The organism is Yoonia ponticola (assembly GCF_014199395.1).
Lineage (GTDB): Bacteria > Pseudomonadota > Alphaproteobacteria > Rhodobacterales > Rhodobacteraceae > Yoonia > Yoonia ponticola.
Genome location: NZ_JACIJM010000018.1, coordinates 15535 through 40067, shown reverse-complemented (window position 1 = coordinate 40067; position 24533 = coordinate 15535). Strand labels below are relative to the sequence as shown.

The 24533-nt window shown below is 53.3% G+C and carries 23 protein-coding genes; 2 read left to right on the top strand and 21 right to left on the bottom strand.

Annotation, left to right across the window (positions count from 1 at the left end; translation table 11 throughout):
- The coding region (locus FHS72_RS17965; protein ID WP_183531120.1) for an integrase core domain-containing protein at positions 1-258 on the top strand (258 nt) is incomplete at its 5' end.
- 156 nt (positions 259-414) lie between these two features.
- On the opposite strand, the gene FHS72_RS17960 is transcribed toward FHS72_RS17965, so the two are convergent.
- From FHS72_RS17960 to FHS72_RS17945, 4 genes are all read right to left on the bottom strand, one after another.
- Positions 415-1743 (bottom strand): HlyD family type I secretion periplasmic adaptor subunit, encoded by a 1329-nt coding sequence (locus tag FHS72_RS17960; RefSeq protein ID WP_183531119.1) that lies wholly within the window; start codon positions 1741-1743, stop codon positions 415-417.
- Complete coding sequence (locus tag FHS72_RS17955; protein WP_183531118.1) at positions 1740-3401, bottom strand: ABC transporter transmembrane domain-containing protein; 1662 nt, start codon at positions 3399-3401, stop codon at positions 1740-1742. The genes FHS72_RS17960 and FHS72_RS17955 overlap by 4 nt, the downstream gene beginning before the upstream one ends.
- Positions 3402-4058: 657 nt before the next feature.
- On the bottom strand, positions 4059-4508 hold the full coding sequence (locus FHS72_RS17950; RefSeq protein WP_183531117.1) for a toxin-activating lysine-acyltransferase: 450 nt from the start codon (positions 4506-4508) through the stop codon (positions 4059-4061).
- Positions 4502-5638 carry a hypothetical protein gene (locus FHS72_RS17945; RefSeq protein WP_183531116.1) on the bottom strand — a complete coding sequence of 379 codons (1137 nt, stop codon included), beginning with the start codon at positions 5636-5638 and terminating at the stop codon, positions 4502-4504. The genes FHS72_RS17950 and FHS72_RS17945 overlap by 7 nt, the downstream gene beginning before the upstream one ends.
- Positions 5639-5985: 347 nt before the next feature.
- On the opposite strand from FHS72_RS17945, the gene FHS72_RS17940 reads away from it, so the two are divergent.
- A complete protein-coding gene (locus tag FHS72_RS17940) occupies positions 5986-6510 on the top strand; it encodes a peroxiredoxin-like family protein (RefSeq protein ID WP_183531115.1) in 525 nt (174 codons plus the stop codon).
- Between the two features lie 108 nt (positions 6511-6618).
- Here FHS72_RS17940 and FHS72_RS17935 read toward each other — a convergent pair whose 3' ends face one another.
- The 17 genes from FHS72_RS17935 to FHS72_RS17855 form a co-directional block, all read right to left on the bottom strand.
- Positions 6619-7359: a sulfite exporter TauE/SafE family protein gene (locus FHS72_RS17935; RefSeq protein WP_183531114.1), complete on the bottom strand. Its 741-nt coding sequence runs from the start codon at positions 7357-7359 to the stop codon at positions 6619-6621.
- A 176-nt stretch (positions 7360-7535) separates the two neighbouring features.
- Complete coding sequence (locus tag FHS72_RS17930) at positions 7536-8651, bottom strand: nucleoside hydrolase (protein WP_183531113.1); 1116 nt, start codon at positions 8649-8651, stop codon at positions 7536-7538.
- A 9-nt stretch (positions 8652-8660) separates the two neighbouring features.
- Positions 8661-9524, bottom strand: coding sequence for an ABC transporter permease (locus FHS72_RS17925; RefSeq protein ID WP_221235477.1), 864 nt, complete (start codon positions 9522-9524; stop codon positions 8661-8663).
- Between the two features lies 1 nt (position 9525).
- A complete protein-coding gene (locus FHS72_RS17920) occupies positions 9526-10434 on the bottom strand; it encodes an ABC transporter permease (protein ID WP_183531112.1) in 909 nt (302 codons plus the stop codon).
- A gap of 78 nt (positions 10435-10512) precedes the next feature.
- The gene (locus FHS72_RS17915) at positions 10513-11862 is read right to left on the bottom strand and encodes an ABC transporter substrate-binding protein (RefSeq protein ID WP_183531111.1); all 1350 of its coding nucleotides are present in this window, start codon (positions 11860-11862) and stop codon (positions 10513-10515) included.
- Positions 11863-11892: 30 nt separating this feature from the next.
- The gene (locus FHS72_RS17910; protein WP_183531110.1) at positions 11893-12945 is read right to left on the bottom strand and encodes an ATP-binding cassette domain-containing protein; all 1053 of its coding nucleotides are present in this window, start codon (positions 12943-12945) and stop codon (positions 11893-11895) included.
- 91 nt (positions 12946-13036) lie between these two features.
- Positions 13037-14458 carry an L-fucose/L-arabinose isomerase family protein gene (locus FHS72_RS17905; RefSeq protein ID WP_183531109.1) on the bottom strand — a complete coding sequence of 474 codons (1422 nt, stop codon included), beginning with the start codon at positions 14456-14458 and terminating at the stop codon, positions 13037-13039.
- A 15-nt stretch (positions 14459-14473) separates the two neighbouring features.
- A complete protein-coding gene (locus tag FHS72_RS17900) occupies positions 14474-15211 on the bottom strand; it encodes a GntR family transcriptional regulator (protein WP_183531108.1) in 738 nt (245 codons plus the stop codon).
- Between the two features lie 51 nt (positions 15212-15262).
- Entirely contained in the window at positions 15263-16732 is a 1470-nt protein-coding gene (locus tag FHS72_RS17895; RefSeq protein WP_183531107.1) for an aldehyde dehydrogenase family protein, read from the bottom strand.
- Entirely contained in the window at positions 16729-17649 is a 921-nt protein-coding gene (locus FHS72_RS17890) for a tagatose 1,6-diphosphate aldolase (RefSeq protein ID WP_183531106.1), read from the bottom strand. Before FHS72_RS17890 ends, FHS72_RS17895 begins: the two co-directional genes overlap by 4 nt.
- A complete protein-coding gene (locus FHS72_RS17885; RefSeq protein WP_183531105.1) occupies positions 17646-18677 on the bottom strand; it encodes a dihydroxyacetone kinase subunit DhaK in 1032 nt (343 codons plus the stop codon). Before FHS72_RS17885 ends, FHS72_RS17890 begins: the two co-directional genes overlap by 4 nt.
- Positions 18674-19219: a DAK2 domain-containing protein gene (locus FHS72_RS17880; RefSeq protein WP_183531104.1), complete on the bottom strand. Its 546-nt coding sequence runs from the start codon at positions 19217-19219 to the stop codon at positions 18674-18676. Before FHS72_RS17880 ends, FHS72_RS17885 begins: the two co-directional genes overlap by 4 nt.
- The gene (locus FHS72_RS17875) at positions 19213-20025 is read right to left on the bottom strand and encodes a sugar phosphate isomerase/epimerase family protein (RefSeq protein ID WP_221235476.1); all 813 of its coding nucleotides are present in this window, start codon (positions 20023-20025) and stop codon (positions 19213-19215) included. Before FHS72_RS17875 ends, FHS72_RS17880 begins: the two co-directional genes overlap by 7 nt.
- 99 nt (positions 20026-20124) lie before the next feature.
- A complete protein-coding gene (locus tag FHS72_RS17870) occupies positions 20125-21786 on the bottom strand; it encodes an acetate--CoA ligase (RefSeq protein ID WP_183531102.1) in 1662 nt (553 codons plus the stop codon).
- Positions 21776-22168 carry a Zn-ribbon domain-containing OB-fold protein gene (locus FHS72_RS17865; RefSeq protein WP_183531101.1) on the bottom strand — a complete coding sequence of 131 codons (393 nt, stop codon included), beginning with the start codon at positions 22166-22168 and terminating at the stop codon, positions 21776-21778. Before FHS72_RS17865 ends, FHS72_RS17870 begins: the two co-directional genes overlap by 11 nt.
- Positions 22165-23331 carry a thiolase family protein gene (locus FHS72_RS17860; protein WP_183531100.1) on the bottom strand — a complete coding sequence of 389 codons (1167 nt, stop codon included), beginning with the start codon at positions 23329-23331 and terminating at the stop codon, positions 22165-22167. The genes FHS72_RS17865 and FHS72_RS17860 overlap by 4 nt, the downstream gene beginning before the upstream one ends.
- Positions 23328-24500: an MFS transporter gene (locus FHS72_RS17855; protein WP_183531099.1), complete on the bottom strand. Its 1173-nt coding sequence runs from the start codon at positions 24498-24500 to the stop codon at positions 23328-23330. The genes FHS72_RS17860 and FHS72_RS17855 overlap by 4 nt, the downstream gene beginning before the upstream one ends.
- Positions 24501-24533 lie beyond the last annotated feature (33 nt).

The following is a 24533-nucleotide window of genomic DNA, read 5'->3' as shown; positions in this document are numbered from 1 at the left end:
TGGGTTCAGGATACTGGCGTCGATTGGCATTACATCGCGCCAGGAAAGCCCCAACAGAACGGCTTTATCGAAAGCTTCAATGGCAAACTCAGGGATGAATGCTTGAACGAGACATTGTTAGGTACATTGCACGATGCTCGACAAACGCTGGAAGAGTGGCAGGAGGACTACAACTGGCGCAGACCGCATTCAGCTTTGGGCAATCTGACACCTATGGAGTTTTTGCAGAGAAAGGCGATGGGCAAGATGGCTGCCTAAGGCCAAAGATTTAACCCCAAGGACTCCGCGCCAAGCTGGAGGGAACTTGGGGCTCAGGTCATCTGCCGTGCACCAATTTGGACAGAAAAACACAAAACATCAAAACGACTATGATCGTGGCGGGCGGAGACGCCGCTTGTGTCAAAATAACCCCTGTTATCTCTCGCCCAAAGCAGAGTTAACAGTGTCGACGATCGGCGCGAAAAAGTAGCTGATTAGTCTTCTTTTATCTGTGGTGATGTCAACGACTGCAGTCATTCCGGGAAGCAAGGTGATTTTGCCTAAGCCGCTGATCATTTCGCGTTCATCAGGAGTGATCCGCACTTCGAAGGACCACTTTCCGTCTGATATCTCTGTCGAGTCGGCGGCCACATCCAAAACCCGTCCTTTGACAAATCCGAAACGTTCCGAGGGATAAGCGTCGAGGTTAATGTTGACCTGCTGCCCGATTTCAACAAATCCAATATCGTTGTTGGTGAAAACTCCGATCACCTCTATGTCCTGATCTTCAGGCACGACCCGCAAAATTTCCTCTCCGGCGGGTGCCACTGCCCCGATTGTAAATATGTCAAGTTGGTCCACGATGCCATCCATTGGCGCGACCAGTTTGGCCGCCCTCATGCGCCGCTCAGAACTACGAAGCTGCTCTTCAAGCGTTGCCAGTCGTGCTTCAATCCCTGACCGACGTTCCAAAAGAAGACTGCGGCGTCCCGTAACGATACTACGCTGATCAGCCAGCAGTGATGTGACTTGGCTGCGCTTTTGGTCAAGCTCCCGTCGGTAAATCTCGCGCTCGTTTTCCAAGGATATGAATGCCTCTTGGACATCGATGAATGAAATCCGGCTAGAGGTGCCGCGATCTAGCAGGTCTTGTGCAATGGTCAGGCGTTCTTCTTGGACCGAAATGGTTGCTTCCACGCGTGCAATATTCGCCAGCGTGACATCCACTGATCTGTCATTTGCAACCATGCCAGCTTGGATCTGGGCGAGAGCGGCGTACAGATCATCCAATTCCGCGGCCAACAATCGCGCTTGCTCAACATAAATCGGGTGGTCGTTTGCGATGTTTCCTGAAAACGAAGCCATCACCTGCTGCCTGTTCTCTTCATCCAAAAGGCCGTCGTTATCGAGGCCAAACAGCAAAGCGGATATGCGGGCCCGCTCGATGGTCAGCCGTTCAATCTCTGCCGTGATTGTATTCAGGTCTGCATTGGCATCAGTGGTATCGAACTCTATCAAAATATCGCCACGCGCGACCCGTGACCCGTTTCTGACGTTGATTGCAGTGATTTTTCCATCAAACTCGGGCTGCACAACTTGAACGCGGCTGACTGGCACAACTTTGCCTGTCCCCCGCGCCACAACCTCTACCTTGAAAAGGCAGGCCATCACGATGATTGCGACAAAGACCGACATCGTGAACCAGATCGTTGTGTGCAACATCGGGGACGTGATGCTTATCGGCTCTTCTAATCGGTCAGTCATAGCTGTCTTTCAAAGTCGATGATTTGATCGGGTTGGCCAAACACGTCTGCCCTGTGGGTGATGACGATCACGGTAGCGGTCGTCGTTAAACTTTTGAGCTTTTCGACCATATTACGCTGTGCAACATCATCCAGCGCACTGGTAGGTTCGTCTAGAATAATGATTTTGGGTTTTTTCAACAGCGAACGGGCAATCGCAATCCGCTGCCTTTGACCACCAGAAAGAGCTGAACCGCGTTCACCGACATTCGTATCTAGCCCCATCGGCAACTGCGCGACAAGCGTATCAGCCGCTGCCGTCCGCAAAGCATTCTCAATGTCCACTGTTGATGCGTCTTCTTCGCCGATAAGCAGATTTTCACGCAGCGTGCCGGAAAACAGGTAAGGCTCTTGAGGTATATAGGCGATCTTGGTCCGTATATCGTGAGGTTCGTACTTCGCGATATCTTCACCACCGACCAGCACGCGACCTTCAGACGGGACATCAATACCGGAGGCCAATCGGCCAAAGGTTGATTTTCCAATTCCAGACGGGCCAATGATCAGCGTGAGTGAATTCGGCGGTGCCTCGAAATCGAATTCTTTGAGAATGGGGCGCCCCTCAATGTAGGCAAAGGTTACGTTTTCAAACGTCAGGCGTGGCTCGATATCTGGCAAAAGCAAAGGGCGTTCACTGAAGGGCTCCATATCGGAATTCACAATGTCACCAAGTCTTTGGCGTGAAACCTTGATGTTTTGCCAGCTTTCCCAAAGGCCCGAAAAGTTGGCTATCGGCTCTGTGACCTTTTCGGCGAGCAGATAGAAAGCAACAAGTTGACCAAGCGTGATCTCACCAGCAAAAACAAGGTTCGCACCGAAATAGATAATAAAAATGGTCACGCCCCGTTCGATGACGAACGTCAGTTTGTCGCTAAATATGCTTAGGATACCAACGCGGTAGCTTGCGAATAGACTGTTGTCCAACGTTTGGCTAAGGCGGTCCAGCATTTTACCTTCGGCGCTCAACGCCTTTACCGCGGCAATACCCGAGATATTTTCCACCATTTGTGTTTGATGTTGTGCGCCGGCATCAAACTGCGCCCGAAGCCGCTGGCGCAAGAAGGGACCAAATGAAAAGTAAACTAAAGCCTGTAATGGAAGTGCAATCAGAACGATCATCGTAAGCGGCACAGAAAGCGATAGAAGCACGGCAAGATAAATTACAACAAACAAAAGATCGAGGAACACACCAGTCGAAGTTCCAACAAGAAAATTGCGGATCGTATCCGTTTCACTGACCCGTGCGATTGTCTCGCCAACCGACCATTTCCGGAAATGGCTGAACGGCAACTTGAACAAATGATCGAATATCCGCGCACCTAAATCGCGGGTCACTTTGTTCGCGGTTAGAATGCCAAGCAGGCTAGATAACACTTCAAAGCCCATTTGAAATAGGCTCACAGCCACAAAGATCGCCACGACAACAACAAGGGATGCTTCCCTTTGGAATGGCAGGATGCGGTCAATGATGACCTGAAAGATGAATGGTTCAACCAATCCAATCAGGCGTAGACAAATCGCGAGAAAAACCAGTTCAATATATAACGGTGCGTATTTCCTGAGCGATTGGGTGAACCACGACAGCGGAATCTCGCGGCCAGTATTGTTGTCTAAAGGCACTATTTAACCTGTACAATTTCAGTCGTGATACAAGCGTTGGGCAAAGTGGCACCCATCACGATTTCTGCGTCTTGCGATGGAACGATGTACCGCAATGCTCGCGCAAACTTGAAAGAAATCTTACGAAAGCACTCAAATGATGTGTGTCTAACTGACTGATGATAGGTGCCCGGCTAAACCGGGCACCACAAGTCGTTCAGTTAACGGCAGCCACCAGCGCCTGCGGCTGGCGGTGTTGAGCACGCGTTCGTTGGAGGGCAAACACCACTGTGACCGTGAGAACCGCCAGGTTGCTGATTGTGGTAACCACCATAACCATACTGTGGGCTAGCAGGGGCTTTTGCATTGCCTTTGCTTGTTTTGTGACCGCCGAAGGATACCGCGCCAAAAAGATCGTCGGAAGATGGTTTTGTGTATACAGTTGACATTTTCGTGTCTCACTTTCGTTTTAGGCCAAGATATGATACCCTAGCCATTGTTGTAGTTGCCGGGATTATTCCCAGCGGCTTTTCGGGTGACGGGTTGTTCAAGAACCTGTCACCCATTTTACGATCTCAATCTAAAAAATTTTGATCGTAAATCGGATCGGCGCACTTCAACGAGTAACGCCAGAAATAACTGATCGACATATTTGAACGAACCAAGGCACGGCATGCGTCATGCGACGGCCTCTTGGTCACAACGTAGGGTCGCACCAGTCCACCGATTGATGCGACGGACAGACCCATCTTGGTTGCGTCTCAGGCTGGTCGCAGTCTGATCAGGAAAGATGTTGTGGGCCATGTCGTAGACGACCTCGCGAATGTTGTTGTACGGCGTCACCCAGTCGTTAAAAAATAGACGATCCCCGCAATTCCATTCCTCTCCGTCCAGCGAACGGCCCGTTGCATGGAGATCTTTTTCGACATCCTCGTTCAACCATGCCCACGTGACCATCGCCGTCGGAACGCCATCATCAGTCAGGTAAAACCGTGCCTGATTACGCCACAACGCGGGTAGGATTTCGGTCCTGAAGTAATCACCAAAGTGATGCTGCTTGTGATATCGCGACTGAGCGAGCAATTCGAGAGCAAACCCGGTGCTTGCGTAGTAATCTAAATTTACCATGTAACCTGCTTTTCTTGCGTGTCACAGGTCACCAGCTTTGCGTTTTCAGGAAGGCGAGCCAGCAACTTTTCGCGCACCTCAAGGTCGTTCCCGAAAGGCGCTGAAAGTCGTTTTAAACGGATTAGACGCGCATCGTTTTTATCTACTTCCCAATTCGCATAACCAATTGGCTTGCCTTCGCTACCAATCGCCACAAACGCGGTCTGTTCATGCATATGCGCGACCCGCGATGCATAATATTCCCCAATATTCTTTTCTGGCTCTCCTGCCAGATAATCAATATCGAGCAACGCCATCATACCGAGTGACTGATATGAATTCATAGCTGCGCTACTGGCGTCAGCATCAGGAACCTGAGGAAGATAATTACCCTCAATAGCTGCTCCCCTGCGGTCTTTCATGGCCGAAAGCAGGACAGGTAGCGACGGCCCTCCCCGATATATCTTTCCTAGATCACCAAAATCAGAGGCGTTAAGAAGCTCTTCGGCCAGCAATCGTGCCAGTGGATAGTTCATCCTATAAGCGTATGGTGCCGTGGGGTCTGTTAACGCCTCGTGCAGTTTTTCCACGTCGCGGCCAAAGATTACGCAACTGTCGGCCTCCCATGCGGCACGCAATGATCCATACAAATCAGGCCGCTCACGATGCGTAAAATCAATCAATGCCTTTTCGGCAGCGAAGGCGGCAACTTCGCGCAAAATCGGCGAAATGAAACATCCTCTAGCAAGATGGTACTGAACGGCATGACCAAATTCATGTGCCACGCACAGCGCATCTTCCGGCGTTCTTTGGTAGCACATCGAGACCAGTGGCGTATGATGCTCAACGCGATCTAGCGTGCAAGGGACCGCATCGGCCGGAGCATCCCAATCCCGTTCGCATAGGTCCCTAATGAATACAATATCTTCTAAAATCTCTGGCAAAATCTCAACAAGGGCCCGAGATGCGAGTGACCAAATTTCTTCGGCGGACGGCAGAACCTGAGCAGAGCTGCGGCTCTGAGCAGCGGACTCGGGATCACTGACACTGGAAAGCCATTCCCGAGCAACCGGAACTTCCAAACCATGAAGTTCTAACCAGTCAGCAACAGTGTAATAACCGGAATCCGGTTTTGGCTGAAAACTCGCCACAAAACACCTCCTAGAGGTTGTACTCGTAAACACTTACTACCGCTTAGCATTAACCATTCTTAACTATCTCGCAACATGTAATTCGGGGGAAAATTCACATTTCCGGATACCGCATTCGCTGTTCATGCTGCGGGACGTGTGTTTTTACAAGCAACGCTGCCGCGCCGCTTTCGTTTGCAACTCGAGGCTTTTTTACCAACTTTCTAAGATTTTGCGCTGCGTCACACCCACAACTGGGAAGGTGGTCTCGGTTAACGAGCAGGCGACAGTTCGTGAGTAGTAAAATTTGGAACCATGCAGCGTGTCGGACCGTTATCCAACTGAACCAAACGAGAAGGAATGCTTACATGCCTAATGTATTAACGCCCGACACCACTTTTCCAGACATCACAGTCAACACGCTCAACGATGAAAGTGTTAAAGTCGGCCACCCGAACGCTGATAACGGTGACTGGCAACTCGTGGTCGTTTATCGCGGCAAACATTGCCCCATCTGCAAATCTTACCTGACCGAGCTGAACGGTATGCTGGACGACTTCGCCGCAATCAATGTCGACGTTCTCGCCGTGTCAGCAGATCCGGAAGAGAAGGCAAAAGCCTCTGCAAATGACATCGGTTACAACGGCGCCATCGGATATGACCTGAGCCCAGAGCAGATGGACAAGCTTGGCGTTTATATCTCTGATCCACGCAGTCCCGAAGAGACGGATCGTCCTTTTGCAGAACCGGCAACGTTTGCTGTTCGCGCTGACGGTAAAGTGCATATCGTGGATGTGTCGAATGCGCCGTTTTCACGCCCTGCCCTCAAAAGTCTACTCGACGGTCTAAAGTTCATTCGCGATAAGGACTATCCAGTGCGCGGTACGCACTGAGGTTGGGCCATTTCGCAGAGAGATGCTGGTGGCACGTCGGCAGCACCTCTCTGCGTCCTAGGGTTAACGCGCGACCCATCGTGTTGCGCACTCTGGTTCAGAACGTGCCTAGAGATAGACCGATAAACCCCGCCATCCCGCCAACACACCAGATATCGCCATCACGGTAATCGCGATGCTTCGGTATTGTGTGTCGCCGAGGCGTGCAAAACATCGCGCTCCGATCCACGTGCCGAGGAAAAATACGGGCACGCATACTAGGACCAACAAAAGCATCTGCGCATTGATAGCCCCTGCGAGGGCAAGCCCGGGTGTTGCGATGACTGAGACGAAGAAAAAGAAAACCATCAGCGACGCACGTGTCTGCTTGGGCGGCATCCCGATACCCAGATAATATGCTACGGCAGGTGGGCCGGGCATTGCAGCTAAGCCAGAAAATATACCCGACGCAAGTCCCGTGGCGATCTCAAGACCGTTGTTTGGGCGCAGTGCAGTTGTTTTGTTGCGCAGCAAAATCGCGAGGCCAAGCAACACAGCGATTGAAATCGCGATGCGCGCGCCGTCAGGACTGAGGGCCGTGATGGCGTAGATTCCAAGGGGCGTGCCGAAGACGGCCCCTATTGTGAGACGCGTAAGCGATCCTTTGTCGGACTGGCCTTTGAGGGCATATAATTCATATGTGCCCAAAATCAGTTGCAGCAAAATGGCCAGCGTCACCGCGTCAACTGGCGGCAAAATTAGCGATACAAGTGGCACCGCTGCGATTGAAAACCCGAACCCCGCCAAGCCGCGTATCACTGCCGAAAACAAGACGGCAAGAAGGACAAAGCACACCGTTGGCGTGAACATGGATCGGACTCCGATATACGCCAAGCCTGCGGCTTTAGGCATCAATCATGTGAATGAGATTGTGAGGCAACAGGTTTTGTACGCCCGCTTCATCGCCAACAGGGTAGCGCTATTGGGTCTTTAGAGTTTGGCTTTGAACACGCCCACCGCGACGTGTTCAAAGCAAATGATGTAGTTTACGCGCTTGGCGCACGTTCCAATGTTTTGAAGAAATCTTCAAAAATGGCATCGCGATCTATGTCATAAGCCTCAGCCATCAGATGACGCTGTGGATCGGTTTCCCAGTACAAATCATCATTCAACGCCGGCGACGTGGTCATGTGCATCGAGACATAAGCGTCATCGAACAACCAAGCGACGTTGATAATGTCCCAAATCACCCAGGTTTTCGTTTCAGGTTTGGTCACAGCAAACATTTCGTGAAGCGGGTTGTGCGTGTACAAGTGCCACAAATACGCACCGATTGCGCCTTTGGGTTTTACGAACTGCTCCATCTCTGGGTAGGAAATGCTCAGTTGAGCACCCACATGGTAGCCCGGCAGATAGACATGTGGCACGCCACACTCGAACAGCAATTGCGATGCAAGTCGATCTTGCACAAGGTTCAGTGACGGTTCGTTGCAGAACGGTGCATAGCTCGGGAATGACGCGGTCCAGATGACCACGATATTGTCGATGATATCAGGTGCCAGCAAAAGCGCGGACGCGATATTCGTCAGGGCCCCCATCGCCAGAATGTAGACTGGACCATCATCGCGTTTGCGCGCTTGTTCGATGATGAAACGGGTGGAATCCGATTCCACCGGCGTATCAAAGTCAGTCAGATATGCGGGCGCACCACGGAACACTTTGCCCTCGGACGGGACGCCGCATTTGTCATAGACCGTCAGGATTTCCTGATAAGATAGCTCGACACCTTCTTCAGGTGTCACGAATTTCACGTCTTCGGCGTTGCGGCCTGCCTCGAAAATGCGTTTTGGCCAACCGCCAAGCCCACCCATGAACTTTTCTTCGACGTCATTCTGTGGACCGCCATTTTTCAAAATATTGACGGATTTGATCAGACCTTCTTTATGATGCTGAAACGAGAACGGCACAGCGGTCACGCCAATCACATTCACCCGTTCTGGCGACAACAATGCCCATGCTACCGCATATTGGTCATCGATTTCGTTCGCCGTGTCTGTGTCGATAATCACGCGCGTGCCAGCCTTTGGGCGCGCCAGTCGGCTTTGCATCAAGTCCGCATCAAGTTTAGGGAAACGAGCGGATGCCTCTGAGAGAGTGGTCATAGTAAATCCTTAATTTCCGAAGCCTTTTCCAAAGGCCTCTTCTTTTATAAAGCGCTCGGTGATCAACAGCAGGATGATGCCCGGTATGGTCACGACCAGCGTGATACCGGCCGCAGATGCATCCAACGTGCCACCAGCGATTTTTGAGAACAGCAAGGTCGGCAAGGTGATGATTTGCCCCTGCCCCATGAAGAACGTCAGCAAAAAAATGTTGGTCGAGACGAGGAACGTGAACAGCGCCCCAGCCACGACACCGGGCAATAGCATTGGCAATGTCACCAAACGCATTACCTGCCCACGCGTCGCACCAAGGATCATCGCTTGTTCTTCAAAATCACGACCTAGGCCTTGGTACACCGCCGTGAGCATGCGGATCATGTACGGAATGGTCGGGATGAGATGCACAATGATGATGCCCAAATAGCTACCCGCCAGACCCAGTTTGATAAAGATCATCAACAGCGCGATACCGATGGCAGCCTCTGGTACGATCAATGGCATCGACAGGAAGAATTCGAACGCCGCCTTGCCACGAAACTTTTCACGTGCAAGCACACGCGCAGCTGGCAGACAAATCACAAGACAAATCGCGGTCACAACGGTCCCGATAAAGATCGTGTTCAGAGTTGCTTCCCACACACGGCTATAGGGCGATATCACGTAGTCCCATGCGAGGGGCAACATCGCATTTTCGCGCTGCTCCAACCACCATGTGCTTGGCAACATATCGGGCCACGCCCAGCGGAACGCAAAACTTTGGATAATCAGTGGGATAAACGGCCCGAGGATAAACCCAGCGATAAGGAGCAGGTAGATTTTCTGAAACGTCGAGAGACGCGTGTTCAGAGCACTTTTGATTTGACGACGGGCCATATTAGTTTCTCCCAATGCGGCGTTCGTACCGGCGGTAAAGCGCGAGGTAGCTGTACAAGATACCACTGGCGATCAGCGTAATTGATACGACTGTTGCCATGCCTTGAAGTTGCAGCGTGTAGTCTGCGTCGTTGAAATAGCGCCAAGCAACCACAGGCAGGGTATCAGGAAAGCCGCCGCCCAGAATGAACGGTGCCTCAAACGCACCAATGTTGAAGGCAAAGATGATCAGCGTGGACGACACGATACCGGGTAGAATTTGCGGAAGTGTCACCTGAAAGAAGACTTGCATCTTGTTGGCGCCCAGAATGGTCGCGGCTTCTTCTGTTTCGCGTCCGACACCCAGCAAAACAGCGTAAAGCGTCAGGGTTACAAAAGGTGTTTGTTTCCAGACATAGACCGCGATGACACCCCAACCGTAGTGGGTCTTCAAGATCTGAGGAAACTCGGAAGGATCGCCAATCAGCCCGACAAAGGCAAATATCCGCGACAGCATCCCGCCGTTACCAAGCATGATCACTGCCAGTGCGATGCCGACCGTATAAGGGATCATCAGTGGTAACTTGTAGAGGTATTTATAGAGTGATTTGCTTGGGAAATGACGCACAAGCGCCAGTGCGAGAAACGTGCCCAATACCAATGCAATTAGCGTCGATATGGTCGCGTAATATAGTGTTAGTCCCAATGATTTCCAAAAGAAACCACCGCCCCAAAGTGCTGCGAAATAACTAAAGTCAGGGAACGTGTTCACGCCGAACCAAGGTGCAAATCCAAGAGATTGCATCACAGCCAGCACAAGTGCGCCGCCGAATAAGACCGTCAACACGGCAAGAACAGGTAACAATTGCAACCACATCCACATGCGCTCTTTGCGGTGGCGGGCCAATTCCGTTGTTTTGGGAGTGGGCATGATTTGTCCTTTGTGGCGATCAGTTGCCAAGACCCTAACGACATAAGGGGCTTGGCATCTTCAAGTCAAAAACCGACCCTATTGAGCGAGGTTTTCATACGCGCGGGCGACGATCACATCGATGCTGTCCGTGCTGTCACGTTCAATATATTCCAACCACGTGGCCTCGATCACATCCACCAAAGACGCATTGGTATCCGGGGCTGTGTTCGCGTCCAACTCTGCTTGTGTCACACCGATCAAACCTGGAGACGCTTCGGTCAATGCCTGAACTTCGTCATCGGTCAATTTCCAAGGATCAACGCCCGGAGGGAATCCGGTAAAGCGCAGTTTGGTTGTTTGGGCCTCAACCGAAGTCATGTAATCGACCATGACAAGCGTGGCCGCTGGGTTTGGTGCATTGGCAGGGATCGCGAGGTAGTTCTTGTTCTTAATCATATTGCCTTCTGGGAAGACAAACGCCTCTGCCCCTTCAGGATATGTACCCGTGCTAAGCCCAACAGCAACGGCATAGAGGCCAAAGTTGCAGGACATGTCGATTTCACCGTTCAAAAACATGCCATCAAGTGCGGCAGTGTCTTCGGCATAACGGGCATTCCCGCTTTGCGCACCGAGCAGCAATGGATCAATCGTTTTCAGGTATTCGATCCCCGGTGCAATCAGACGTGCCAGCTCTTCTGCGCCCAAATCTGCAGCGTCGCTTTGGAATGGCTCTGCGCCCGTGCCATCAGGGTTATGCGCGTAAACCGCTGCTTGGACAAACGTGTTGCCGACATAATGCGGCGGTTTCACATAGGTGAATTTACCGGGGTTCGCTTCGAGGTACGTCTGCAATTCCGCAAAGGTGCTTGGCGCATCTGCATGTGCAAGACGATTGGTGTTGGTCGCGCAAACATATTGCTCACCTGACCACGGCATTTCGGCTTGGTTCGTGACCACACCAAAGTCGCGCAGGTTCAAAAGCGACCGCGGGTCACTCTCGTCCCATTCGATGTTCACGCTGTTCGGCAGGCTCTCGGCAAACGATCCGAACAAAGCGTTTTGGCGTTGCAATGTCGCAAAGTTTTCACCGTTGAGCCAAATCGCATCAACGCTGCCTTCACCCAAACCACGACCCGATCCCATTTCAGCAAGCACGAGATCAATCGCGTCTTTTGTGCCGGTAATCCGCACCGGATTTAGCTTTACACCCAATTTGGCAAGGTCTGGCGTGACAACCTGATCCATCCAAACGTTCAGCGGATCGCTACCACCCCAGTAATAAAGATTAACGGCATCTTCTGTCGCTGCGCGCGCAAGAACGTCCTCCCAAGACAGTGCTCCCGCTAAGAACGCTTCACGAAACGCGAGCGCCTCTGCGTCTTCGGCGATTGCCGTGTTGGACAGCAAACTTGCCGTGACCGACAAACCCATCATTAGTTTTTTCATGTTTATTCCTCCCTATGATCGTAATTGGCCTTACGCAGTGTCTTGAATGACCCAGATGCGATGCGGTTGAATGCTCAACCAAACGTCTTGCCCAACGTCGACCATACGTCGGGATTGTTCATTCACCGTGACTGTTTCGCCGTTACACTCCACAGTATAATTCACAGTCGCGCCAAAGAATTCGCGTCCGGTCACTTTGCCCGGAATTACGTTCTCGCTTGCGGCATCAGCCTCAAGCAAAAGGTCAACAGCCTCGGCGCGTAGCAATACGTGCCCGACGCCGTCCCTGACAGGATTGGAAAGTTGATCGAGTTGTAGTTCGCCAAACGCAGTTTTTGCGCGTCCGGCACTAATCTGCGCTTCATAAATGTTGTCAGCCCCCATGAAATCCGCAATCTCAATGCTGTTGGGGCGCTGATACAAAGCATCCGGCGCATCATATTGCGCGAGTTTGCCGTTAAAGATCACCGCGACACGGTCAGCCAATTCCATGGCTTCCACTTGGTCGTGTGTCACGAATATCGTCGTGATATTAAGACGTTGCTGCAAGTCGCGGATAAAACGTCGCATCTCGCCGCGTAGCTTTGTGTCGAGGTTGGCAAGCGGTTCGTCCATCATCAACACGGAAGGATTTGTGATCAGCGTGCGTGCGATTGCGACGCGCTGCATCTGCCCGCCTGACAGTTGGGCTGGAAAGCGATGGCGGAATTGTTGAAGCTGAACGACGTCTAAAATCTCTTCGAGACGGTGTTTGATTTCTTCAGTCGGGGTGCCACGCACCTTGAGGCCGAACATCACGTTTTTCTCGACCGTCATGTGTGGGAACAAAGCGTAACGTTGGAACACCATACCAACATTGCGGTCTTGGACCGGAACCTCGGATACGTCTTGATCATCGAACAATATCTGCCCGAAAGATGGCACTTCGAGGCCGGCAATCATCCGCAGCGTTGTCGTTTTACCGCACCCCGAAGGACCCAACAAAGCAACTAGCTCTCCCGAATTGATATCTAGGTCAATTTCCGAGATCGCAACGAATTTACCGAATTCTTTGCGAACGCCTTTCAGTTGAACTTTAGTCACCTAGGCCTCCCCTCCATGGTTTGAATTATAGTATTCAATTTGTTAATACAAATACTAAACAGTCAGGCATTCGTGTCAACTGTTAAGATTCCTAATTGCGGAAGTTTGGCAGTCTGGAATGCGTCGTGATGACGTCAAGCGGCTGCATCCCGCACCACCCCGCAAACTCTGCAAACACCGACGCCTCGTGACCTGGTACCAAAACGAAATGATGTTCAAGGCCTTGCTCCATCACCGTGGTCACAATATCGCTAGCGCTGCATGGACCGAGATTGCTTGAGAACGAACCGACCCAACCACGACAGCCAATAAAGCCTGCTTCGGGACCTGCGCTGACAGCGCCTTCAACCACGAATTGCGCCGTCCCGTGACGTGCCACGCGCACAACCGTGACCGGCCCGTGGGCAAATTCATAATCCGCGATCGCACCAAAAATCGGACCATCAGGCGTGCCGCGTCCGATCATCGGATGATTGATCCAAGCAGGCTGGTCTTTGGCCATATACAAAGGGCCACCGCCGCCATGCCACATCAAAATCTGATCCGCTTTCAGGTCAGGTGATGTCATATCAAGCAGGCACCCTACCCGCCCCGTCAAAGCCTTGACCGCCAGCTGCGTGACTGCCCCCAAGACATCGCCTTCTGAGGCGACAGGCAATTTGTCTTTTTCCTCGAGCCAAGTGAATGCCGCACCTGGATGCATCCCTGGATTTTCCTGCAAAGCAGGCCAATCGGAAACGGCCAGGGCGTCATATCCCCCTTCTGACGCAATGGCCCGCAATGCCAAAACGGCACGCACAGTCAGGTCCATCTGGGCGTCAGATACACCTTTGACCTGTGCCGCTTGCGTCATTTCTGCCAACTCTGCGGCAACATCTGCTGCGGTTTGCGCCGCCATCAAATCGGTCATTTTGTGGATATCAACATGTTCGACCCACACACCCAGACTGCGCATCAAGGTGTCAGACGACACTTCCATGTTGTAAAACGTGGGGGCCAGACCACCCACAACGCCAATCCGTGCGCCGTTCAAACTTTTGCGCGCAGACAGCGCCCGCAAAGTTTGCTCTAAACGTCCACGCAATTCGGCATCATCCGGTCCGCCAAGATACCATTGCACCGGATGCCGCGCCAAATCACGGACACCGCGTGCGATGGACATCGACATATTCAGCGAGACAAAGTTGTTCAGCTGCACGTCATCCGTCAAAGTCGGTTCAGGCGTAGCCCAAACACCCAAAGGCAAGCTGTCCTTGGCAATCTCGCGCACGACGTCGCCCATCGTGAAACCGCCATGCAAAAGCAGGACAAAATCAGCCCCCGCCGCTTTGAGTTCCGCCATCGCGTCGCGGGCCTGTGCGGCGTCCATCGGGATCACTGACGCCGCAACGATATCGTAACCACCGACCTGTGCCACAGAGTCCAGCATACGACGCGCATCCTCAAACACACCGTGGCGTTGGGGAAAGTAGCTGGGCAATGAAGCGTTGATAAGACCGATGGTCAGGGACATGCGAAAACTCCGAAGTTAGGCGCTGGTTTGTTGGGTTGAGCCGTTGGATAGATCAAAGTTGATCGGCCCTTGGCGATACACTTGATCAAAAAAGACCGGCTGGCCCTTGGTATCAAATGCAGTACATGCTTGCGAAAGGATCGGCGTCGCGGCGGGCACACCCAACCGTTCAGCGATTTGCGGATCAGCGGAAACGGAGTCTAGCGTTTCACATGCGCTGGTCCAATCGACATCAAATTCATGACGTAAAATGCGCAGGATAGATTGTTCTTGGCCGGTTTCAGGAAAGTCTACCGCCGACATCGTAGGCGCATGGCGCACCGGCACCCACGTTTGCGTGAACATGCGCGGCAACCCATCAACCGTGCGCAAGCGTTGGATCAGAACCAGCGGTTCGTCAAACAATTTGCTGACCTCTGCGTTCAAATTCGCAGTCGGATTTTCAAGGCTCAAGAGTTTCGCGCCCGGAATACGCCCTTCGTTCAAAACCTGATCTGTAAAGGACGCCATACAGGTTGAGGTCGCAGGCGAAACCGTCGCCACGACGTAGCCGCTGCCCTGTTTGGCAGTCAGATACCCTGCACGCACCAATAGCTCTAACGCCTTGCGGATGGTGACGCGACTGACGTCAAACGCATCGGACAGCGCGCCTTCGGTCGGCAAACGTGTGCCAACAGAATAATGCCCTGCCAAAAGCCGCGCCAGAAGTGCGTCATGAACTGCCTGATACTTTGGAATTGCGCTGTCTGTCATAATCTCCAGTCCACTGATAAGTTCAATTGATCTTATCAAATCAGAAATTGTCTATCCGAGCCAGATACTTTTGGTTTGCGAGTACAACGATATCGCTTCGGCACCCATTTCACGCCCATATCCGCTTTGCTTCATGCCGCCGAAAGGTGATGCCGCGTCGGTATCGCCCCAAGTATTGAGCCACAAAGTGCCCGCCTGTAGCTTGTCGGCCAGACGCAACGCACGCGCGAGGTCTTGGGTCCACCCGCCAGCGGCCAACCCGAAATCGGTGTCATTGGCACGTGCAATCACTTCGTTTTCGTCGTCAAAGTCCAAGATGCACAGCACAGGCCCAAAGATTTCCTCGCGCGCAATCGTCATGTCATCCGTGACGGACTGCATCACAGTCGGCGCAACGAAATAACCGTCTTCGCCACGCTGAGCACCGCCAGCAACGACCTCGGCACCTTCTGCACGACCAGCTTCGATGTAACCCAAAACTTTGTCCATTTGCGGCCGCGAAATCACGGGGCCAAGATCATGTGGCGAGGCATCCATACCCGGACCAACAGACAGCGCATTGGCCATCTCGGCCAGTCGTTCAACCACTTGTTCCTTGATTGACCGATGCACAAACAGACGCGCACCTGCCGTACAAGATTGGCCGTTATTGCCGAACAACGCCCAGAAAGAGCCAGCAATCGCTTTGTCCAGATCGGCATCCGCAAACAAGATGTTCGCCGCTTTACCGCCTAGTTCTAGCGACACTTTTTTCAAGTTTCCAACAGAACCTTCGACGATCCGGCGACCCGTTTCAGTCGAGCCTGTAAAGCCGACTTTGTCCACACCTGCATGTCCGGCCAGCGCCGCACCTGCGTCCGATCCAAAGCCGGGAACTACGTTCAAAACACCCGGAGGGAAACCGACTTCCAATGCTAAGTCCGCAAGGTACAAGGCCGACAAAGGTGTCTGTTCCGCTGGTTTCAAAACAATCGTATTGCCCGCTGCCAAGGCAGGCGCGAGTTTCCACGCAACCATCAGCGTCGGATAGTTCCACGGCGTGATCAACCCGCATACACCAACTGGCTCTACCTTGGTAAAGTTCATCTTGTCCGGTGAAGAAACCGGAATTGTGCGCCCTTCGATCTTGCTAGGCCAGCCAGCAAAATAACGGAAATGACGTGCTGAATAGACAGCATCCACATCACGGGCCACATGCATTGGCTTGCCGTTATCAATCGCATCCAACTCGCCGAAAATCTGTTTTCGATCTTCGATTGCATCGGCCAGTTTCCACAAAAGTTGACCGCGATCATGGGCTGTCATCGTACCCCAAGGACCGGACAGCGCCGCACGGGCCGCCGAAACAGCGTCGTCAATGTTTGCCGCAGTCCCCAGTGATACCTGTGCTGCCTGCGTATCAAACGACGGGTCGATCACATCCAATAATTTTGATGTCTCAACGCGATCATTGCCGATCCGCAAGCCTTGCGGCTTTTCTAGAAATGCTGCGACGTCTTTGTGAAGGTCTAACAATTTCATGCGATTGCGTCCTTTAGTTTAGCCAAACGGTCACGCCCTGTGCTGCGCATCCATTCTTCCATTCCAGCAGGGCCTTGTGCGCCAAACACGCCAATCGCATCGTTCCAGATCGCACGCCCACACATAAAACCAAGCGGGTTCACACCAGCGCCGCGTGCAAATTTCAATGCGTCGCGAAATTGTTCAAACGTAACGCCCGCACTGAGATACAGCAGCGGAATATCACCCGCAGCCTCTGCCGCCGTCACAAATGCACGTTCCGCGTCAGCGCGTGACATCTGCGGCGTTCCTGTGCCCTCTACAAAGTTAAAGTTAACGGGGATTTCGACCTTGAGAATATCAATGCCGAATTTCGGATCAGCAAAAGCCTGCGTCGCAGCGCGTACCAATTCAGGTTTCACCGCCGCAAATTCTGCCGATGTGCCGTCTGGGATTGCGCGGTCATAGACAATGGGCTCAAACAGATACGCCACCCCGTTATCGCGGCATCGTTGGCCGATATTCTCGACCAGATCGAATTTGCGCTGGTTCAACGCGGCTGAATCGTTTGGACCGTAGTATAAAAAGAATTTCAGGATTTTGGCGTCAAGATCAGGAAAATCAGACACCTCTAGATTGCTCGGCAACGCGGTGATCCGGTCTTCGTCGGTGATTTTGTAGACGTCAGCCTCGAACGCCAGCATCTTGGTACATTGGGCGTCGTAATGCGGCAGCAAATCGCGCCCGAATGTGGAATCGACCAGCAAAGTTGTCGCATCAGGGCTCAGCGTTTCGACCACAATGCGCTTGAACTGCAGCAGGTCGTCGTCTTGCGAGTCTGCGCCGCGTGCTTCTTTTATCGCTGCTTCCAATCCGCTGCCTTGGTCGACTGCGACGCCAAAAACTGTGCCATCGAACTTAAAAATATCTTTGCTCATGAGGTTGTTTCCTTTTGGGCATCATGGATTTTAGGGAAAGAAGGAGTGTCAGAAGGCGCGCACCAATAGGTCAGCATCTCGTCTGTCGGCTCTAGTAAAGAAATCGAGAAACCGCCCATTTCTTGGGTCGTGACATAGCTGCCAATCATCGGGGCAATCGCGGTGATGTCGTGGCGTGCGAGTTTATCGCGTGTTTCGTTCCAGATCGTAAGCTGTTCCATCATCGTGGTGCCGCCCATGCCGTTGATAATCACGCAAGCACGGCCACCTGCGGCAATCGGGCGATCCGCCAGCAACTTGTCGACCATCAGATCAACCAGTTCGGCGACTGGGCCGACTTTGACACGGCCCACACCCGGTTCGCCATGCACACCCATGCCAAGGAAAATCTCGTCATCAGGCAGGCTAAACATCGGTTGGCCCGTCAATGGCGACACACCCGGAGACACAGCAGCGCCCAAGGTCACGATGCGGTCGCGGACAGCTTCGCCCAAATCAAACAGCTCGGCCAGGGGCATGCCTTCTTCGGCGGCGGCCCCAAGAATTTTGTAGATAAACATCGTGCCCGGCGCGCCACGGCGATCTTTTTTGCGGTCCGGCGGTGCGGCGGAAATATCGTCGTACATTGGCAGATGCAGGACATTGATACCTTCGTCCTGCGCCATCATCGTACCCGCACGGCCATTGATCATATCGCCCGAGTGCTGCGAGATCAGCAGGATCGTGCCAGCCTTACCGTTCACTTCGGCGATACCGTCAAGGATCAGATCAGCCGAGGGTGCAGCGAAAACATCGCCGACCACATTGGCGTCCAGCAACCCTTGGCCGACAAACCCCATTGCGATGGGTTCATGACCAGAGCCGTTGCCGATCAATAGCGTCACCTTTTCATCCGCGTTTTTTGCGTTGGCATCACGCACAATCACCCGTGGATCGCGTTTGCCGCGTTTGACCTGCGGATAGGCACTGACAAAGCCGTCCAGCATATCGTCGACCATTGTCTCAGCGGTGTTAAACAGCTTTTTCATGCGGTGCCCTCGACCTCTTTTAGAATTTCCAAAAAGATCACAACAGATACAGAGCCAGGGTCGATATGCCCTTTGCCACCCTCTTCGACGTATTGTGACCGACCGCGTCGCGCGACCAGCGGCATTGTGCTGTCGCGGCCAGTTGCGGCGGCGGCTATAGCCGCGTTCAGGTCGCCGTTTTGCAATGCGATTACGGCAGGAGCCAGCGCGTCGACCATGCTTTTATCGCCAACCTTGACCTCGCCTAAATCGCAGATTCTGTCGCAAGCGGTTTGCAGGCCATCGGCCAAATCAGCGCCGGCTTCCAAGTGCGTTTCGATCGCGATCAAGATCAAACCGAACAACGTCCCAGATGCACCACCAGATGCGCGCATAAATGCTTTGGCACGAAGTCCATCGGCTGCCGCAGCCGCTTTGGTCAAGCCGCGCAGCATCGTTGTTCCGTGATCACCGTCACCAATCGCCGCATCCAGCGTATTGAGGTGCACCATCTGGTCAGTGAATGTCGCGTGTAGTCGGGTAAAGTACTGCTCAGTCAGCATGACCAAAAACCTCTTTTCATATACTTCAAAGTCTGGATTGCGGCCTGCGTCGGGTCTGGTTCGATATCGCGCCAGATGTTCAAGTCGGCGCTGGCAGGGTTGCCCGCCATCACAAACATTTCCGCCACAACCCAGCCGTCATAGCCAATGTCACGCAGGGCGGCGGCATCTGCTGCGAAATCGTAGCGACCACTACCGGGCACACCGCGATCATTGTCGGATATGTGATAATGGACCAAAGTATCACCCGCCGCGCGCAAGGCCGCTGGCGGGTTTTTCTCTTCGATATTCATGTGGAAGCTATCGAGCAAAACACCGATGTGGGCAGAACCGGTTGCCCGCGCAATTGCGCAGGTTTCGGCGGCTGTAGATGTCAAATCGCTTTCAAAGCGGTTCAAACCTTCGATACCCAAAGTCACGCCAGCATCAGCCAGAACACCACCCAAAGCGCCGAGTGTTTGCGCGGCACGCTCAGCACGTGCAACCTTGTTGGCTGGGTCAAAAACGCCCCAAGGTGCGGCGACCACACCAGCAAGTCCGCGCGATCCCAGCATTTGGGTGATTTCGATGGCTTCGGTCAGTTTGGCAACGGCACGAGCTCGTACAGCTGCATCCGCTGACGTTGGATCATCTTCTGGACCAAGCCCCGTCGAGCAGGTTAGCTCCAAGCCGCAATCTGCCGCCTGCTGCCCAATCAACTCTGCACGATCCTTGCCGACACCAAGAAGGGATAGCTCTACCCCATCAAACCCGATGTCAGCCGCGATTTTAAAAATCGGAGCAGGATCGTCGGCCCAGGTTTTCATCCAGAGCCCTGTATGGATACCAAATTTCATCATGCCTCCCACAGTCAAAATATGTTAATACATATTAGTACTAACAAATATCGCAGGTCAACCACCATCTCAGATCATTTCACGTGCACGCAGGGCGCGACGGTTTATCTTACCTGACGACGTCATTTCAAAATCTTCGACAAATTCGATTTCGCGAGGCGATTTGTATGGCGCAAGCTTTTCGCGCACATGCGTTTTCAACTCAGCGACCAACGCATCATCACCTGCAACTCCGACAGTCAAACGAATGAACGCTTTGACGATACTGCCGCGATCCGCATCTGGCTTGCCAATCACGCCAACTTCGGCGACTGCGGCATGCGCCAACAAGCATTCTTCGATCTCGGCGGGGCCCATCCGGAACCCAGATGATTTGATCAGGTCGTCAGACCGCCCTTTGTACCAGAAATACCCATCCGCATCGCGTACAGCCAAGTCGTTAGTGCGCATAAAATCACCAAACATCAGTTCGGCGTCCTTTTCCGCGTTATTAAGATATCCCAGATACCGTGTCGGTGCAGTTGCGGGTGTTACGATTTCGCCCTGCTCACCGTCAGCAACGTCATTGCCGTCAGCATCAACCAAGCGCACGTCATGCCCAGGGTAAGCCACGCCCATAGACCCGGGACGACGTGGATATAAGGCCGCGCAATTGCCGATCAGGTGGTTAACCTCTGTCATGCCGTAAAATTCGTTACAGACCACCTGCAAGTTGTGTTCAGCCCACGCCAGAGTCTCAGCAGCCAATGCTTCGCCACCCGTACAAATGACCCGCAAAGACAAATCGTAGTCGTTCCGCGGGTGCGTTGTTTCCGCCAAACGTTTAATCGCTGTAGGTGCTAGAAAAGTATGCGTAATTTTGTGACGTGCCATAAAGTCATAGACCCAAGCCGCCTTAAACCGCGCCTCGGCTGTCACAACAGGACAGCCCGCCATCCATGCGGGGAACAACATGTCCAGTAATCCACCGACCCAGGCCCAATCCGACGGGGACCAGAACACAGCATCTTCGTCGTCCATCGAAAGGTTGAAGAACAAGCTGATAGAAGGTTTGTAAGACGCCAAAACGCGATGCCCGTGCAAAATGCCCTTTGGCATTCCGGTCGAGCCAGACGTGTACATCAGCAAAGCCGCATCATCTGCGCCTGTGTAGTCCGGCTCAAAATTTGCGTCAGCTTCCGCCACGAGGATGGCGGTCAAATCCGGTTCAGTCCCAGTTGTATCTGCGACCAGAACATCCACGAGATGCGGGAACAACGACCCTGCGCTGTCACGCAATGGTGCCCATGCCGACTCTGTACTGATCAGACATTTCGCCTGACAATGGTTCAGCGCATGCGCCAATGCGTCTGGCCCGTAGAGTTGCGAGAGCGTGACTGCTGTGGCCCCCAATTTGCAAACCGCCATATGAGCAATCGCAGTTTCAGGGCGCATGCCTGTGTGCAGCCCGATTAGATCCCCGCGACCATATCCGCGCGCACGTAGATCACTTGCTAACGCAGTCGCCTGCGCATCAATGTCACCAAAGCTCCAATGCGCATGCGTCCCGTCTGCTTTTTCAAAGATCATCGCAGGCGCATCGTGACGTCCAGCTTTGATCTGAGCACCCACGGTCATGTGGTAAATATTCGTATCGGGCGCGATGTCGATTTCAATAGCACCGTTGCTACGCACCAAACCAATGCCTGCAAGCTCGTCAGTCGACCAAGAGTTAAAAATTTTAGCGTCCATCGTGTTCCTCATTTTCTGTATCAACCAACGTCAGCCACAAACCTGGTGCCCCGTCTTTGGGCGCCACAATTGTGCCAAACATCGCGTCATTCTCGGGATTATCCAGTGCGACGGTGCTGGACGTGTCAGCCCCGTCAAATTTGACTAGCGCGAAACTGCCAGCGCTTGCATCCGTGCGAAACAAGACGCGCGCAGTGCCGTTGAGCCGCACCCACTTCATGTCGCTACTGCGGCAATTGCCGCATTGCGTCCGTGCTGGAAACGCTACGGAGCCGCAGGAGTTACACGCGCTCGCAAGCGCCTTTCCATCATGCAATGCATCAAAATAAGGCTGAAGACCACCAAATGGGATCGTATAGTCCAACTTCAGTTGATGCTTCATGGGGCCTCCAGAATGCTAACTGCGTTTAAAGTGGCGATACCGCCGTGGGTATCCACAAGCGCAAAGCGCGGCGCGTTCGCAACTTGTTGCCCAAAGTATCGCCCTTCGAGTTGCAACGCTGCAGATAAAACCTGCGCCACTCCGGTTGCACCGACGGGCGCACCCTGCCCCAACAAGCCACCAGACAGATTGACTGGCACAGCACCTTGCGCGGAAAAGACATCCTCCCGTTCAGCCGCTATGGTTTGACCATTTGCAAGCCCAAGAGCCTCTAGTGACTGAAGCTGTGCGCCAGAGTAACTGTCGTAGACCTCTGCCATGCCGATATCCGCAGCGGTCACGCCTGCAGCTGCATATGCACGCTGCGCGGCACGTTGTTTGCCTGCAAAAAAACCCGGATCGCTGCGCTCGCCCAAACGCACTGTGTCAACAGCGCTGACCGCAGCGCGAAACCGCGCTCGTCCCTGCGGCCTTGCAGGAAGATCGGATGTTCGTGCAAGAATGATCGCTGCAGCACCATCGCTGAGCGGCGAGCAATCCAAACGTCGGTAGGGTGATGCCACCACAGGTGAGGCGGTCACCTCGTCTAGAGAGATATCCAAAGGCAAATGTGCATTCGCGTTTGCACAGGCATGCGCCCTGTTGCGCACTGCAATCCGCGCGAAATCCGCCACGGTCGCACCGGTCCGTGCCATAAATGCCTGCGCAGACAATGCATACAGCGAGGTTGAATCGATGCCAGTCATACCATCGGTCCATGCGTCGAACGACAGCCCGTAGAGCGCGCCAACATCTGTCCCTTTTAGGTGCGATGCAGAAGGTTCGACTCCCAAAACCAAGACCCGGCGTGCCATTCCGCTAGCCACCTCAGCTACACCCGCATGCACCGCCAAATGCCCCGACGCACCGCCGCCTTCGACGCGTTTAGCCGCCACACCAACTAAACCGCATTCGTCAGCCAGCAAGGCCGCAGGGTTTAGCTGCATGGTGAAGAAGTCACTTTCAGAGGCAACGACCAGCGCATCGATATCACTGACTTCTAGATTGGCATCATCTAATGCACCTTGCACGGCAGCACGCGCCCAATCGCGAAACGAACTACCGTCTTTGCGTCGGTTAAATGGCGCCATAGCGCCGCCGGCAAACGAGACGTTCGAAATCATACTATCACCTCTTTCGGGGGCGTGATTTGCAGAATGCCGCTCAAAACGAGCGCCAGACCATTCAAAACAAGGATTGCAATCATCAGCCCAGAAAGCCCCGCGTTCGTCCAAACAAGACCACCAACAGCAGGACCAACAGCCATCATCAGCACGCCAACCATCGCGATCGCACCAAGGCCCCGCCCCAGATGCGTGGGATGCAAATAGCGCTGCGCCAAACTTGGTCGTAAAATTGTGTGAACACCGTAACACGCGCCTTGGATGATCAGGGCTGCATAAATGATAGGTTGCGCGGTGCCCGCCACCAACATCAGCGTCGCCGGAATACACATGAAAGCGAACATCAATATTGCGCACCCGCGAGGGCTCCACGCAGCGCCGTAGTATTTCCACGCCGTCCGCCCTGCAATCTGTGCAGGCCCGAGAATTGCCAGCGCAAGCAATCCGCTTTGCGCATCACCACTATCGCTGACCAATGCGACGGGCAGAAGAAACAACAAAATCGCGTGCCCCATCATTGCCAATCCAAATGACAACGCAATCAATACGGGGCCGCGTTCTAAAGGGAGTTTATTATGCGTTTGGGCTTTGCTGGCGACAGCCTCGACTTCCGACGGCAGGATCAACATCCCGATGAACGCCAGCACAGCAAAAACGAGCACGATCTGTTGCCAGCCCATGATTAAGGACAAGCCAATGACCAGCGGAAATGTCAGAAGCGTCGCAAACCCTGCGATCAAGGTCACAGTCGCGATTGCGTTTGTGCCGTTAGATTTCAATCGCAACATCATCACGGAAAAGCAGGGATCGTAAAGCGTCGCGGCCATGCATGCGCCGAGCAGGACAACCAATACGCTAAACACCGTTTCATTGGATGTCATAGACAAGCCAAGCAGCAGCACAACACCGACGATAGCCCCGATGCGCATGACTTTGCGGCCGTGCCCCTTGTCGATCAGCATCCCAACGACAGGAGCCATGATCGCCCACAAAAGAAACGCGCCTGTATAAGTGATGGAAATATTCAGAACCGGCCAACCAGTTTCTATCGCAATCTTGGCCGACAGCGCAGGCAGTAAGTAGTAGAACCCGCTCCACAACAACAATTGCGCAACCCCATGCGCCCACACATAGCGCGTCACGTTGATGCTGGCGTGCGGTTGGGTCATCTACAATTGCGCTCCATAATATATGTTAGGACA